Genomic DNA, 14,921 nt, shown 5'->3' on the forward strand with positions numbered 1-14,921 from the left:
CATAACAATTTCAAGAGAATCGTCAGTTCCGATAAAATGTTACTAAAATTAACCGAAGCACCATAACCGTATTTTTTATGCGTTTGGGTTTCCGTACCTTTGCCCTTTAGTTCGGTACATTATGAGATATATAGATCCAAAACTCTTAGAACGTGTCAATCGATGGCTCACTCCATTTTTTGATGACCAAACCCAGCATGAAATTAAAGAAATGATCGCTCACGATCCTGAAGGGCTTGAAGATTCTTTCTATAAGAATTTGGCCTTCGGAACCGGTGGGATGCGCGGTATTATGGGCGTTGGTGACAACCGAATTAATAAATATACGCTCGGAAAAAATACGCAGGGACTCTCACAGTATCTCAAGGCGCAATTTCCAACCGAGACTATTAAAGTTGCCATCGCTTACGATTGTAGACACAATAGTAAAAGCTTGGCGCGTACGGTTGCTGAAGTATTTTCGGCAAATGGAATTCGGGTCTATTTGTTTTCAGACCTCCGGCCTACTCCCGAACTTTCCTTCGCTGTGCGGCATTTGGGCTGTCAGTGTGGCATCGTGTTGACGGCTTCTCACAACCCGCCCGAGTACAACGGATATAAAGTGTATTGGAAGGACGGGGGACAATTAGTGCCACCCCAGGATGGTGAGATTATTAAGATTATTAACGAGCTTTCCTACACCGATATACAATTTGAGGCCAATCCATCCCTTATTTCGACGATCGATACGGAAGTAGATGACGCCTTTGCGGAGGCTTCCGTAAAGCATGGGTCTTTTGGCACTTCTTCCGAAGCAAAGAAAAATTTAAAGATCGTCTTTACCTCCCTGCACGGAACTTCCATCACCATGGTCCCGAAAGTATTGAAGCAAGCGGGGTATACGAATGTAGACGTGGTGGAAGAACAGGCGCTACCTAATGGAGATTTTCCAACGGTAGCCTCTCCAAATCCCGAAGAACCGGAAGCTCTTTCCATGGCGCTGGAAATTGCTGAACGTACGGGTGCCGATATTGTAATAGGAACCGATCCCGACTGCGACCGACTTGGAATTGCCGTACGGAATGAGGAGGGTGCCTTAGCACTCCTCAACGGAAATCAAGCCATGGTCGTTAAAACACATTTTTTACTGGAACAATGGAAAAATGCTGGGAAATTAAACGGACAACAGTTTATTGCTTCCACCATAGTATCGACCCCCATGATGAGACGTCTAGCAGATGATTATGGCGTGATCTATATGGAAGGACTCACCGGTTTCAAATGGATTGCAAAAATGGTAAAAGACCACCCCGAGCTGGAATTTATTGGAGGCGGCGAAGAAAGTTTCGGCTATATGGTAGGCGATTTTGTTCGTGACAAAGATGCCGTAACAGCAACCTTACTGGCGTGCGAAATAGCAGCTCAGAAGAAAGCAGCGGGAAGTAGCCTGTACGAATACCTTCAAGAACTCTATGAGAACTATGGGTATTATCAGGAGCATTTAGTGTCTTTGGTCAAAAAGGGTAAAAAAGGAAGCGAAGAAATTGCTGACATGATGAAAGCGTTACGCGAAAATCCATTTACTGAAATTGCCGGAAGTAAGGTGACGCGCATGGAAGATTATGCGAATGGCACGGTGACCTACGTAAACACGGGAGAAAAAGAAGCGCTGGACATCCCTAACTCCAATGTGCTCATTTACGTGACGGAGGATGGCAGTAAAATCGCAGCACGCCCTAGCGGTACTGAACCAAAAATTAAATTTTATATGAGTGTGAATTCCGGAGACGCTCCTTCCAATTCCGCCTCACTTCAAGACAAAATTGACCGCATTAAAAAACACCTGAACCTTTCGTGAAGTACTTTAAGAAGATTATTCGATTTGCCAAGCCGTATAGTGGTTATGCTTGGTTAAATATCATATCTAACATTTTTTACGCTCTGTTCGGAACCTTAGCGATGATCTCGCTATTCCCCATGCTCACGGTTTTATTCGACAAAACAAAGCGTTTGGAGACCGAACCACAATGGACGGGCATTACCGATCTTAAAGATTATACCGAAGATTACCTCAATTACTACGTTACCCAGATGGCCAACCAAGGTACCGATGATGTATTGATCTTTATGATTCTCTTGGTCATCACCATGTTCTTCCTAAAGAATGTCTTTGGGTATTTAGCCATGTTTTTTATTACCTTTCTTCGGAATGGAGTCTTAAAAGATCTTCGAAATGAACTCTATAAAAAAACAGTAGACCTCCCTGTATCGTACTATTCTGAAAAACGAAAAGGAGATACCATTGCCCGCATCACGAATGACGTACTCGAGATCCAACACTCCTTTTTATCGATTTTGGAACTTATTGTTCGCGATCCACTTACCATCCTCTTTGCGATCGTTGCCATGTTGTTTATTAGTGCCAAGCTTACGTTGTTCGTATTCATCTTTATTCCGATTTCAGGATTTATTATTTCAGCCATCGGAAAAAGTCTAAAAAGCAAATCCGATCGGGTCCAAAGCGAACAAGGCTATTTTCTTTCACTTTTGGAAGAGACCTTAGGCGGACTCAAAATTATTAAGGGGTTTAATGCGGAAGGGTTGTTCTATAAAAAATTTCAGACCTCTACCCATCGCCTTTTCAAGTATGCGAACACCCTCTTAAATCGTCAAAATCTGGCGTCGCCCACCAGCGAGTTTCTGGGCATCATTACCATTGCGGTATTGCTTTGGTATGGAGGACGCATGGTATTGGTGGATGAAACCTTGAATGCCGAATTATTTTTGGTGTATATGGCATTGGCCTATCAAATTCTAACCCCCGCAAAATCTATCAGTAAGGCTAGTTATAGCATTAAGAAAGGAAATGCCGCTGCCGAACGGATACTTAGCATCTTAGAAACCGAATCGGCCATAAAAGATGCTCCTGATGCGGTGGAGAAATCAGATTTCACACAAGCCATTACGGTCAATAACATCTCATTTAAGTATGATAAAGAATGGGTGCTGGAAGACTTTTCCCTCAATGTCCCCAAAGGCAGCACCGTGGCTCTCGTTGGGCAAAGTGGAAGCGGAAAGAGTACCTTGGCCAATCTTATCACGCGATTTTATGATGTTAATAAAGGTAGTATCACAATTGACGGAGTGGCGATTACGGATATGACGCAACGCTCCCTTCGAAACCTACTTGGGCTGGTTACTCAGGATTCGATCTTGTTTAACGATACCGTGGCCGGAAACTTACGCGTGGCCAACACCACAGCGTCCGATGAGGAAATAATCGATGCCCTTAAAGTGGCGAATGCCTGGGAGTTCGTTTCGCAACTTCCGGAAGGGATACATACCAATATTGGTGATAGTGGTAACAAGTTAAGTGGTGGGCAAAAGCAACGACTTAGCATTGCACGAGCCGTCCTGAAGAATCCCCCCATTATGATCTTAGATGAAGCCACTTCGGCCTTAGATACCGAAAGCGAACGCCTGGTTCAAGATGCCTTGGAAAAAATGATGAAAAATCGAACTTCAGTTGTAATCGCGCACCGCCTTTCCACTATTCAAAATGCTGATAACATCGTAGTACTGTCACGCGGCAAAATTGTAGAGCAAGGAAGACATCAGGAATTACTAGATAAAAAAGGAGTGTATTTCAGTTTGGTGGAAATGCAATCGCTCGCATAAAAAAAGAGCGGTTGGGGCTCCGCTCTTCTTTAGGTTTTTGGTCTTTCGATTTGGGGCTCTACTAGACCAATTGTTCACATAAGTTGAAAACAAATATAAATGGATTTTTCAAAAATCAAAAACTTTTTGGTTTTTTAACCGTTTTTTATGCATTTCATCGATGTTTTTGGCCGATAATTCTTACAACACGTTCTACTCTCTTACGTAAAAAGAGGAAAAAGAAAAACGGGCTCGCCCCCGCGAAAGCCCGTTTTTAAAGCGTTCCTATTACAGTTGGGGCTATAAATGGAACATATACATAAGAAGTATATTTCAAATGTAGTAAATATTTTCCTACAATTATAGCTTTATGTGTCTTTTATCGATTTTATTTACGTTTTATCGATTATCTGTTGAAGAACAGGCCTATTTCAGAAGTCGTTAAACCTTTAAAGATTTTAGGAGTCTTACCTTTATATATGGAACGTGTGCTGATAGAACAAGAACTCATTGATGCGCTTCAATCAGACACCAGAAGGGAATCAGCCTTTCGGGAGTTGGTTCGCACCTATTCGAAACGTCTGTATTGGCATATTAGGAGCATTGTTCTAAATCACGAAGACGCCGATGATGTGCTTCAAAATACTTTTATCAAGGTCTTTAAGAATATTGATGGGTTCAAAGGCGACAGTCAATTGTACACCTGGATGTATCGAATCGCTACCAACGAATCCCTAAGTTTTATAAAGAAGCGAGCACGAAAGCATCAAGTATCGGTGGAAGAAGTACAACAACAGGCTATCGCGCAATTGGAAAGCGATGTATATTTTGAAGGAGACGCGGCTCAATTGTTATTACAGAAGGCCATAGCCACATTGCCAGAAAAGCAGCAACTCATTTTCAAGATGAAATACTTTGGCTCCCAAACGTATGAGGAACTTTCAGAAATATTAGAGACGTCGGTGGGCGGACTAAAAAGTAGTTATCACCTTGCCGTCAAGAAAATTGAAACGTACATTAAAGCGCATGAAACCTTCCATTAAAAAAAGTGTCTAACCATTATGAAAAAGGAATCGCAACATACCACCCCCGGTTTTTCAGTCCCCGATGGCTATTTTGAATCCTTAGAGGAGCGCTTGGCAACTCGAGTTTCTGAAGAACATTTTCCCTGCGACGCCGGATTTGTCACACCGGAAGGATATTTTGAAGCGCTGGAAGAGCGTGTATATACCAACGCGTTTCCCAAGAAACGGACTAGCGTGGTTCGCCTGCACTTCCAACAAAACTGGACACGATATGCTGCGGTGGCGGCTGTCCTTATTGGTGTTCTTGCCTTCTGGTCTATTAACAATTCGTCTGTTACAGCGGTAGATTCCATTGAATTTTCAAGCATAGCCCAGTATTTAGAGGAAGGCTACGTGTCCTGGGATACCGAAGATATTACCGCCTTGACGAATACAGAAACCTGGGAAGATGTAGAATGGGATGCCTCACATGTTTCCGAAGAACACATTGAAAGCTATTTATTAGACCACATAGAACCAAATACCCTTATAAACGAGTAAGCTATGAAAGCATTTTTTTATCTATTTCTGGTTTTTACCGTGTCGCTCTCCGCGCAAGAACGGGGTCGCGAAAAGATCAAAGCATTGAAGACGGCCATGATCACAAATCAATTGGATCTCAGTTCGCAAGAGGCCGAAAAATTTTGGCCCATTTACAACGAATACGACCAAAAGATGGATGCGGTACGAAAGAAAGAGCGCAGTGAAATCTATCATAAACTTCGTTCTGGCGTAGACAATCTAAGCGATACTGAGGCAGACGCGCTTATTGCGAGAAGCATGGAACTTAAGGCGCAAGAACTCACCTATCGGCAGGCTCTTATAAAGAATCTTCGCGGTGTCATATCATCGAAAAAGATTATCAAACTTACTAAGGCAGAAGAAGATTTTAAGCGGAAGTTATTGGAAGAGTTTCGCAAGCGGAAGCGTGGTCAACGCCCATAAAAAATAGGGTTCGAACTTACTCCTCCTTAAAAATAAGTTTTGAAACTCGCTGGGCTCCGGAAGCGAACGCAATACTGTCATTGACAAATCGAATTGCGTAAAACGGTTCTTTTGAGAGTTGGGTCCAGCTATTTCCGCCATCGGCAGTGTAAGAGATTCCGGGAGTTCCTACGGAAACAATCCCCTTCCCTTTGGTACCCGGCACGAATTGCACACAACTTCGATATCCCGGACCTTCGCCATTACTGACCAACTTCCACGTCTTCCCTCCGTCGCTGGTAATCGCTTTGTTTCCTTCTGCAAAGGTTTTATTCCCCCAGTCGCCGCCCACGATGATTCCGTGCTGCTCATCCCAAAAATCAATACTGTAAATCCCGGTCATTGCTCCACCTTGCAACATGGGAGTATTATAAACGGACCAGTCTATTCCTTTATTCGGACTGTAAAAAACGCGTGCTTTGGCACCGCCGGTAGCAATCCAGGTATGATCGCCTACAATAGCAATATTGGTATTGCTGGCTGCAAAAGCCGTTTCTCCCTGCACGGTAGGGGGTAACGTGCTACAGTCGGTTTTCTGCCACGTATTCCCACCATCTCGTGTGATCAAGATAGAAAGACATCCATCGGTGGGGTCGCCCATCGCAATGCCTTCGGAATCATTCCAAAACGCCATGGCATCGTAAAACACCTTGGGGCCTTCTTCTTCATATACCGCCGAGATATAGGTGGCTTCAGCGCCATCAAAATCAATTTTATACAGCACGGCGGGGTTTTCAATACTGAGTACAAAAACATGCTTAGCGGTTACGGCTATCGACCGAAACGCCAACAGGGAATCTTGGTACTTAATGGTCGCAAGTTTCGGAGTGCCGTTATCGATCAGTCCCACACGGCCTTTGTTCGCGGCAAACCAAACTCGATTCACGTCCAAGGGCGCGATCGCCCGCACACTTACGCTATCTTCATACACCGATTGGATCGCTACCTGTGTAAAATTCGGTCCTTTTTTCACACAAGAAAAACAACCCATTACCATGAAGATTCCGAAGAGTATGCGCATCGCTTTTTTTGCCAAAAGTAAGGAAAACAAATCATAGAAGTGATACCTTTGCAGCCTGATAAAATTGCAATGAGATTACATCGAAACTTGGTCTTTGCCACAGTAGACTCCCTTCACTTGATTTTCAATAAGGAAAAGCAAGCAGATAAAGTGCTACGGAATACCCTGAAGCGCGACAAACGCTGGGGTTCAAGAGATCGAAGTTTTATTGCTGAAACGACGTACGACATTGTACGCTGGAAACGTCTCTACGCCGAAATTGCCGAGGTAAAAGAGCCTTTTGACCGCGAAAATTTATTTCGATTATTTACCGTTTGGGCCACCTTGAACGGTATCAAACTACCCGATTGGCCACAGTTTGAAGGCACACCAACGCGACGCATCAAAGGGCGCTTCGACAGCTATAAAGACATTCGTAAAATTAGGGAATCGATCCCCGATTGGCTGGATGAGGTGGGGCTTGCAGAACTTGGCGTTCAATGGGAAAAGGAATTGGCAGCCTTAAATCAATTGGCAGATGTCGTGCTTCGTGTCAATACGTTGGCAACAGATAAGGATTCCTTACAGCGTTCCTTGCAAGAGGAAGAGATTGATACCGAAGCGATCAAAGGACTTCCTCATGCCCTCCGACTCAAAGAACGTCAGAACGTGTTTGTTACGGAAGCTTTCAAAAAAGGATGGTTTGAAGTACAGGATGCCTCCTCACAAAGGGTCGCACAATTCTTAGACCCCGCACCGGGAATGCGTGTGATCGACGCCTGCGCGGGTGCCGGAGGCAAAAGCTTACACATCGCTGCCCTAATGGAAAACAAAGGACAAGTAATTGCATTAGATATCTACGATCACAAATTGAAAGAACTCAAAAGAAGAGCGAAACGAAACGGCGCGCACAACATAGAAACGCGGATTATTGATTCTACGAAAGTGATCAAAAAACTAAAAGAGAGTGCCGATAAAGTATTGATCGATGCACCGTGTTCGGGCTTGGGAGTCTTAAAACGGAATCCCGATACCAAATGGAAACTTCAGCCTGAGTTTTTGGATGCGATCAGAAAAACACAAGCCGAATTGCTTACCTCCTATGCTACTATGGTGAAAAAAGGAGGGCAACTGGTATACGCTACCTGTTCCATCCTTCCCTCCGAAAATCAAAAGCAGGTAGCCGCTTTTCTTCAAAAAGAAGAAGGTGCCAAGTTTACCGTAACAAAAGAAGATATTATTTTGCCAAGCGTTTCCGGTTTCGATGGATTCTACATGGCATTACTCCAAAAAGAAGATTGATGAACTATTTACGATTACTCCCCTTATTATTTTGTGCCATTGCTTTTGCACAACAACCCTATTACGACGATGTAGACCTCAGCTTAACAGGTCAGGACCTGTACTTTGAACTACAACAGAAAATTGATGATGCCAGCTCGACCTTTACCTATGGCGATATTCGGGACAGTGTGAAAGTTTCGGATGAAGACCCTAATAACAGCAATAATGTATTGTTGATCTATGGATACAACGATGCTGATGGAAATTGCACCACCGACCGCAGTCGGGATAAAGATGATTTCGGCGGACTTCCCTGTGAATACAATAGAGAACACGTGTTTGCCCGAGGGAACGCCAATCCCGACATGGGGAGCGTCAATAACGGTACCACAGGTATCGGGGCTGATCCTCATAATTTACGACCCTCCGACCAACAAATGAACAACGATAAGGGAAATCGTAAGATCGCTGACGGTTCCGGAAACGCTGGTGTCGTGAGTGGTGGTAACTGGTATCCCGGAGACGAATGGAAAGGAGACGTCGCTCGAATGATGATGTATATGTATACGCGCTACGGCGATCGTTGTCTGCCCTCCTTAAACGGCGTGGGCGCGACACAGGGAAGTACCGATATGCTTCAGATTTATCTGGAATGGAATGCAGAAGATCCGGTAAGCGATTTTGAAGACCAACGCAACCCCTATCTAGAAACAGTATATGGAAATCGAAATCCATTTATCGACAACCCGGCCCTCGCAACCATCATTTGGGGAGGCCCCATGGCTGAAGATCGCTGGGACTTATTTAACACCCCTTCGCAAGAATGGCAAACTTCAGTGACGCTTTACCCTAATCCAGCCACCGATACGTTCTGGGTAACCTCTAATTCTTCCGAAGCCTTTGAGATAACCATTTACGATATGCTCGGTCGTGTTGTATCCACTCAAAATTCAACACCACAGCAACCCATTTCAAGCGCTGGTATGCCCTCCGGAATCTATTTGTTGCGAATCAACTCCAAGGACGGAGAAATCACCAAACGACTTCTGATAGAATAAAAAAAGCCCGCAACGAATGCGGGCTTTTTTTATATAAGGAAAGAAATTATTGAATAATAACTTTCTTGCTCAGTTCAAAAGATCCGTTACTTACACGAACAATATACACTCCGGCAGCTAAATTCCCGCTATTAAAGGTTCCTTTAAATCCGGTATCGGACGTCGTTAACGCTCCATTTGCCACACGCTTTGCTTGAATATCTAATACTTCAAAATTCATTTCAGCAAACTCCTGTGTGCTTATTAGCGAAATCTCATGAGTTCCGGTGACACTTGGGAATACTTCTAAAGTGCTGGTGGTTGCATCCACAACATCTTCCAAACCAAAAGATTCATCGATCTCGAAGGCAGCGATTCTGGTTCTCCAATCGTTATTATCTCTAAAGTATTCTGCCGTATGCCAAAAAGTGGTTCCGTTGGGATCCATGGTAAGTTGCGCATAATCTCCAAATCGGTTGCTCACCGTTTGAACTCCTTGCCCATCTTGAATGGTCGTTTCCGTTACTGTCATCTGCCCTAATGGGTCGTCTGCTAAGCGTCCGGTAAAGCGAATTCCAACTTCGGTGTTTTCGCTACCCACATTGAAGGCAAGTCCGATATCTCCATCCTCATCCATGGCCATACTTCCCATAAATCGGTTTTCTCCGTCGGCCAGATCATAGGTTCCTTCTTGAAAAACGGTAAAAGGTCCGTTTCCTACATTGCGAAGTTCTACCCAACGAATTCCTGAAACATTTGCTCCTAAATCCACATTAAAGTTGAACAGAAAGGAGTTATGAGTTGGAAAGCTGCGATAATTCGCCATATACGAAATTACTCCTCCGATATTGTCAATACGCTGAGAGGTACCGGGCTGTCGAACATCACCACTTCCGAAGGGGAAGAAAACACTTTCGAAGGGCGTAAGAGGAATTAACTCTGGTGCCGAAATAGTGGAATTTGCGGGAGTGTCAAAATCGATATCGATTTCCCAAATTTTAACGTGGTCAAAAGTAATAGCTCCAGACCAGCTGTCGTCCTGAAGGTACACGATATACCCAGGAACATCTGTTGGGAAATCAGTTCCCAGTAAGTTAGCAGGCTCCGGGCTAAATACCGTGTTCGGGTTACGAATCACGCCGGGTAGGTTAAAACCAATAATGGTTGGAGACGCATCACCGTCAATGAGTGCCTGACGATCTAATGCATACATCACATTTCCGGAAAACTTATTGGCCGTTAGGTAGTACGCATCTGGCCATACCGAATAGTGGGGATAATCCGGAAAGGCATCTAAAGGAAACGAATACATATTAAACGTGTCGGTAGGGTCTGGTGTTGTAGAAACGGCTATAATAAGCGCGTTATCAGCGATGCGAAACTGACTCACAAACCAACGATCAGCAAGCTGGTCGTACATCATGATGGGATCTCCATTATTGACGCCTCCTCCAATAAAACTAGAAAGCGGCACGGGGCCTACCAGGCTATTCCCAGATTTATCATAGACTTCTACCGCAAGGTTTACTCCATGAACATAATGGTTAGGACCTACCGCACCTGATGGGTCTGGTGGTCTTGCTTGTCCTTGAGCAATGTCAATTCCATCAAAGTTCTCGATAAGATTTCCAGCTCTAAATTGTTTAGCCGTCTGCTTTAACGGATCTGGGCCTTGCGGTAGTGCATTCGGATTATTTCGCGATGCATTGCGCATGTTATTCGGAATAATTGGAACATCGTCTGTGTTCGCGATCGGTGTAATGGTTTCCATCTCTCTCAATGGAATGGTTTCTCCCAAAAACTCTCCCTGAATAATTTCAGCCGGTGGAAAAGAAGATTGAGAGATCGCTACGGAAGCAAAAAGCATGAAAGCCGAAGCGAAAACGTAGGTTTTTTTCATAAAATTAAAATTTAGTGAATGTTTTAATTAATTAATAAACACTTGGTTAGGCGATTGCTAAAAAACATTCAAATTACTACAAATCATTGAATTGGTCTCGAAGATACCTAAAAATTACGTAACTAAAAACCTAGTTTTTTAATAGGGTTTTTCCTTCCGACTTTGCGCTTCATTCTGTAACGGTAAAATCCATCAAAAAAAGGTATCTTTGCGATGCTGTTGATCGCATCGTTTAGGATGCTATTATTTTCTTAAAACAAAAGACCATGATCTATTTTTTTGGGGATGAACACGCCCAGGTTTTCGCCGTTCAAACATCAAAAGAACTCGATACAAACACTATTCAGAAATTAGAATGGTTATTCGGAAACCAACCCTTGCTATCACGATCCGCACTCGCGGATTTTTTTGTAGGTCCCCGAAAAACCATGATCACCCCTTGGAGTACCAATGCCGTTGAGATTACTCAAAACATGCAAATAAATGGTGTATCGAGAATTGAAACGTTTCAGAAGGTAACTGAATCCTACACCGAGTACGACCCCATGCTACAGCAAAAATACAACGGACTCGATCAAACTATTTTTACCATCGACATCGACCCCGCGGCCATCCTGGAAATTGATGACATCGCATCCTACAACCAACAAGAGGGATTGGCATTGAGTGAAGACGAGATTTCCTATTTGGAAGCCCTCTCAAAAAAATTAAATCGAAAACTTACCGACAGCGAGGTCTTTGGCTTTAGTCAAGTGAACAGTGAACACTGTCGCCATAAAATCTTTAATGGCACATTCGTCATCGATGGAACGGAAATGGATAGCTCCCTCTTTCAATTGATCAAAAAGACTTCGGAAGCTAACCCAAATGATATCGTCTCGGCCTATAAAGACAACGTGGCGTTTGTCAAAGGCCCCAAAGCCCTGCAATTTGCTCCCAAACGACCCGATGTACCCGACTTCTACCAAAACACACCTTTCGATAGCGTCATTTCGCTTAAAGCGGAAACCCATAACTTTCCCACTACGGTAGAACCTTTCAATGGAGCAGCTACCGGGAGTGGTGGAGAAATTAGAGATCGTCTGGCCGGTGGAAAAGGCTCACTGCCCCTGGCAGGAACTGCCGTGTATATGACGTCGTATTCGCGTTTGGAGGAAAACCGGCCGTGGGAAAAAGCCATGCCCGAACGCGATTGGCTCTATCAAACACCTCTGGATATCCTCATTAAAGCAAGCAACGGTGCGTCCGATTTTGGGAACAAGTTCGGGCAACCACTCATCGCAGGTTCAGTACTTACCTTCGAACACGAAGAAGATGCCCGCAGACTTGGTTTTGATAAAGTTATTATGCTGGCCGGAGGTATCGGCTACGGAAAGGCATCGCAAGCGTTAAAAGATATTCCCGAAACCGGAGATCAAGTGGTGTTGTTGGGAGGTGAAAACTATCGAATTGGGATGGGAGGCGCCGCGGTTTCCAGTGCCGATACAGGTGAATTTGAAAGCGGTATCGAGCTAAACGCCATTCAACGTTCTAATCCTGAAATGCAAAAACGAGCTGCCAACGCCATTCGTGGCATGGTAGAAAATGAACAAAATCCCATTGTCTCTATCCATGATCACGGTGCTGGAGGCCACTTGAACTGTTTGAGTGAACTGGTTGAAGAAACGGGTGGCAACATCGACTTAGATAAATTACCCGTGGGAGATCCAACGCTTTCCGCCAAAGAATTGATCGGAAATGAATCGCAAGAGCGTATGGGACTCGTAATCGGGCAAAAAGATATGGAAATCCTGGAGCGCGTTGCGAAACGAGAGCGCTCTCCTTTGTATTGCGTAGGAACGGTCACGGGAGATCATCGCTTTCGTTTTGAAAGTTCTCTCACAGGAGCTAAGCCCATGGACTTTCAACTGGAAGATATGTTTGGAAGCTCTCCTAAAACCATCATGAACGATCGTTCTGTAGCGGCGTCCTATAAAGAAATTACAGCGACTTCCGAAGATATCAAAAAAGACGTGCATCAACTGTTACAACTCGAGGCGGTAGGTTGTAAAGATTGGCTTACCAATAAAGTAGACCGATGTGTGACAGGGCGCGTGGCCGCACAACAATGTGTTGGCCCCTTACAGCTTCCTTTGAACAACTGTGGCGTTATGGCATTAGACTACCAAGGAAAGAACGGAGTCGCCACTTCCATTGGTCACTCTCCCATTAGTGCTTTAGTAGATCCGGTGGCAGGTTCTCGAAATTCGGTGACGGAAGCACTCACTAATTTGGTTTGGGCACCCTTAGACAAAGGACTTTCCGGCGTTTCCCTCTCGGCCAACTGGATGTGGCCCTGTAATAATGAGGGAGAAGACGCCCGTCTGTATCAAGCGGTGAAAGGAATCAGTGAGTTCGCTATCGATCTGGGTATTAATATTCCTACCGGAAAAGACTCTTTGTCCATGAAGCAAAAATACAAAGACGGTGAAGTGATTGCGCCGGGTACGGTCATTATATCCTCTGTGGGACACTGCAGCGATATCACCAAAGTAGTGGAACCGGTACTTCAAAAAGAGAAAGGCAGTTTGTTCTTTATCGATTGGTCACAAGACTCTCGAAAACTGGGTGGCTCTTCCTTCGGACAATTAAAGAATCGTGTGGGTAAAGAAGTGCCCACCGTGCATAATGCTGCGTATGTGAAGAAGGTGTTCAATGCCATACAATCACTGGTCAAGAAAGAAGCTCTTGCGGCCGGTCATGATATTGCTTCTGGCGGACTTGTAACCACCTTACTGGAACTGTGTTTTGCCGATACGAATTTAGGAGCTTCGCTGGACCTTTCAGCACTTGGGAGTGACTTTACCTCGGTTTTATTTGCTGAAAATTGTGGGGTCGTCGTTCAGGCGATGGAAGATGATGCGCTCACCGCTTTTCTTTCGGAACAGGACATTGCCTTCCACAAATTGGGTTCTGTAACTACTACCGGCACACTGGAGCTTTCATTTGCTTCTGAAAAAATCTCATTTGATATTGCCGAAACACGTGATGTATGGTATCGAACTTCCTATTTGTTAGACCAGCATCAGAGCGGAAAGGAAAAAGCCCTGGAGCGTTTTACAAATTATAAAAACCAACCGCTTACCTATCAGTTTCCGAAGCACTTCACGGGTGCCTTACCACAAGTACCCGAAGCAGGCAAGCGGATAAAAGGTGCTATCCTGCGTGAAAAAGGAAGCAACAGCGAACGCGAAATGGCACAGGCGATGTATCTCGCAGGATTCGACGTAAAAGATGTGCACATGACCGATCTTATTGAAGGTCGGGAAGACTTAAAAGACATACAGTTTATCGCTGCTGTAGGGGGCTTCTCCAATAGTGATGTATTGGGCAGTGCCAAAGGCTGGGCCGGAGCCATCAAGTACAACGAGCGCGCTAATAAGGCGTTGAACGACTTCTTCGATCGAGATGATACCTTGTCCTTAGGGGTCTGTAACGGATGTCAGTTATTTGTAGCACTAGGATTAATCAACCCCAACCACGAAGAAAAACCAAAAATGCTGCATAACGACACCCAAAAGTTTGAGTGTTCGTTTACCTCGGTAACCATTGCCGAAAACCCTTCTGTGATGCTTGGTAACCTCGCCGGGAGCACCTTGGGAATCTGGGCGGCGCACGGGGAAGGAAAATTTGAGTTTCCATATGCGGAAGATCGATACAATATTGTGGGGAAATACGGATACGACAAACTTCCTGCGAACCCCAATGGAAGTGACTTTAATACGGCAGCTCTTTGTGACGATACCGGTCGGCATTTGGTGATCATGCCCCACTTAGAGCGCTCCACCTTCCCTTGGAATTGGGCCCATTATCCTTCCGATCGCAACGATAAGGTGTCTCCATGGCTACAGGCGTTTGTAAATGCACGAGAATGGCTAGAGAAGAAATAGCTTGAAATTGTCACATTCTAAATTATCATAGCGTAAAATTTCGAATGGTGTAATTGCATAATTCCTAAAAACACTATCTTTAGGAAT

The 14,921-nt window shown here is 44.5% G+C and carries 10 protein-coding genes; 8 read left to right on the forward strand and 2 right to left on the reverse strand.

Annotated elements, in window-relative coordinates:
- The first annotated feature begins 121 nt into the window (after nt 1-121).
- The 5 genes from PO830_RS01510 to PO830_RS01530 all read left to right on the forward strand — a co-directional run bounded on the left by PO830_RS01510 (nt 122) and on the right by PO830_RS01530 (nt 5,645).
- Nucleotides 122-1,837 carry a phospho-sugar mutase gene (locus tag PO830_RS01510; protein ID WP_272851765.1) on the forward strand — a complete coding sequence of 572 codons (1,716 nt, stop codon included), beginning with the start codon at nt 122-124 and terminating at the stop codon, nt 1,835-1,837.
- On the forward strand, nt 1,834-3,657 hold the full coding sequence (locus PO830_RS01515; RefSeq protein WP_272851766.1) for an ABC transporter ATP-binding protein: 1,824 nt from the start codon (nt 1,834-1,836) through the stop codon (nt 3,655-3,657). Before PO830_RS01510 ends, PO830_RS01515 begins: the two co-directional genes overlap by 4 nt.
- A gap of 467 nt (nt 3,658-4,124) precedes the next feature.
- Nucleotides 4,125-4,679, forward strand: coding sequence for an RNA polymerase sigma factor (locus PO830_RS01520; protein ID WP_272852013.1), 555 nt, complete (start codon nt 4,125-4,127; stop codon nt 4,677-4,679).
- Between the two features lie 18 nt (nt 4,680-4,697).
- Complete coding sequence (locus tag PO830_RS01525) at nt 4,698-5,201, forward strand: hypothetical protein (protein ID WP_272851767.1); 504 nt, start codon at nt 4,698-4,700, stop codon at nt 5,199-5,201.
- 3 nt (nt 5,202-5,204) lie between these two features.
- Nucleotides 5,205-5,645 carry a hypothetical protein gene (locus PO830_RS01530; protein WP_272851768.1) on the forward strand — a complete coding sequence of 147 codons (441 nt, stop codon included), beginning with the start codon at nt 5,205-5,207 and terminating at the stop codon, nt 5,643-5,645.
- A gap of 16 nt (nt 5,646-5,661) precedes the next feature.
- Here PO830_RS01530 and PO830_RS01535 read toward each other — a convergent pair whose 3' ends face one another.
- A complete protein-coding gene (locus PO830_RS01535; RefSeq protein WP_272851769.1) occupies nt 5,662-6,705 on the reverse strand; it encodes a WD40/YVTN/BNR-like repeat-containing protein in 1,044 nt (347 codons plus the stop codon).
- A gap of 69 nt (nt 6,706-6,774) precedes the next feature.
- Between PO830_RS01535 and PO830_RS01540 the strand changes: the two genes are divergently transcribed.
- On the forward strand, nt 6,775-7,986 hold the full coding sequence (locus PO830_RS01540) for an RsmB/NOP family class I SAM-dependent RNA methyltransferase (protein WP_272851770.1): 1,212 nt from the start codon (nt 6,775-6,777) through the stop codon (nt 7,984-7,986).
- Nucleotides 7,986-9,026, forward strand: coding sequence for an endonuclease (locus tag PO830_RS01545; RefSeq protein WP_272851771.1), 1,041 nt, complete (start codon nt 7,986-7,988; stop codon nt 9,024-9,026). The genes PO830_RS01540 and PO830_RS01545 overlap by 1 nt, the downstream gene beginning before the upstream one ends.
- A gap of 46 nt (nt 9,027-9,072) precedes the next feature.
- On the opposite strand, the gene PO830_RS01550 is transcribed toward PO830_RS01545, so the two are convergent.
- The gene (locus tag PO830_RS01550) at nt 9,073-10,905 is read right to left on the reverse strand and encodes a T9SS type A sorting domain-containing protein (protein WP_272851772.1); all 1,833 of its coding nucleotides are present in this window, start codon (nt 10,903-10,905) and stop codon (nt 9,073-9,075) included.
- A gap of 266 nt (nt 10,906-11,171) precedes the next feature.
- Between PO830_RS01550 and purL the strand changes: the two genes are divergently transcribed.
- Nucleotides 11,172-14,834 (forward strand): phosphoribosylformylglycinamidine synthase, encoded by a 3,663-nt coding sequence (purL, locus tag PO830_RS01555; RefSeq protein WP_272851773.1) that lies wholly within the window; start codon nt 11,172-11,174, stop codon nt 14,832-14,834.
- Nucleotides 14,835-14,921: the final 87 nt, after the last annotated feature.

This window comes from Altibacter sp. HG106, assembly GCF_028561755.1.
Classification (GTDB): domain Bacteria; phylum Bacteroidota; class Bacteroidia; order Flavobacteriales; family Flavobacteriaceae; genus DFVG01.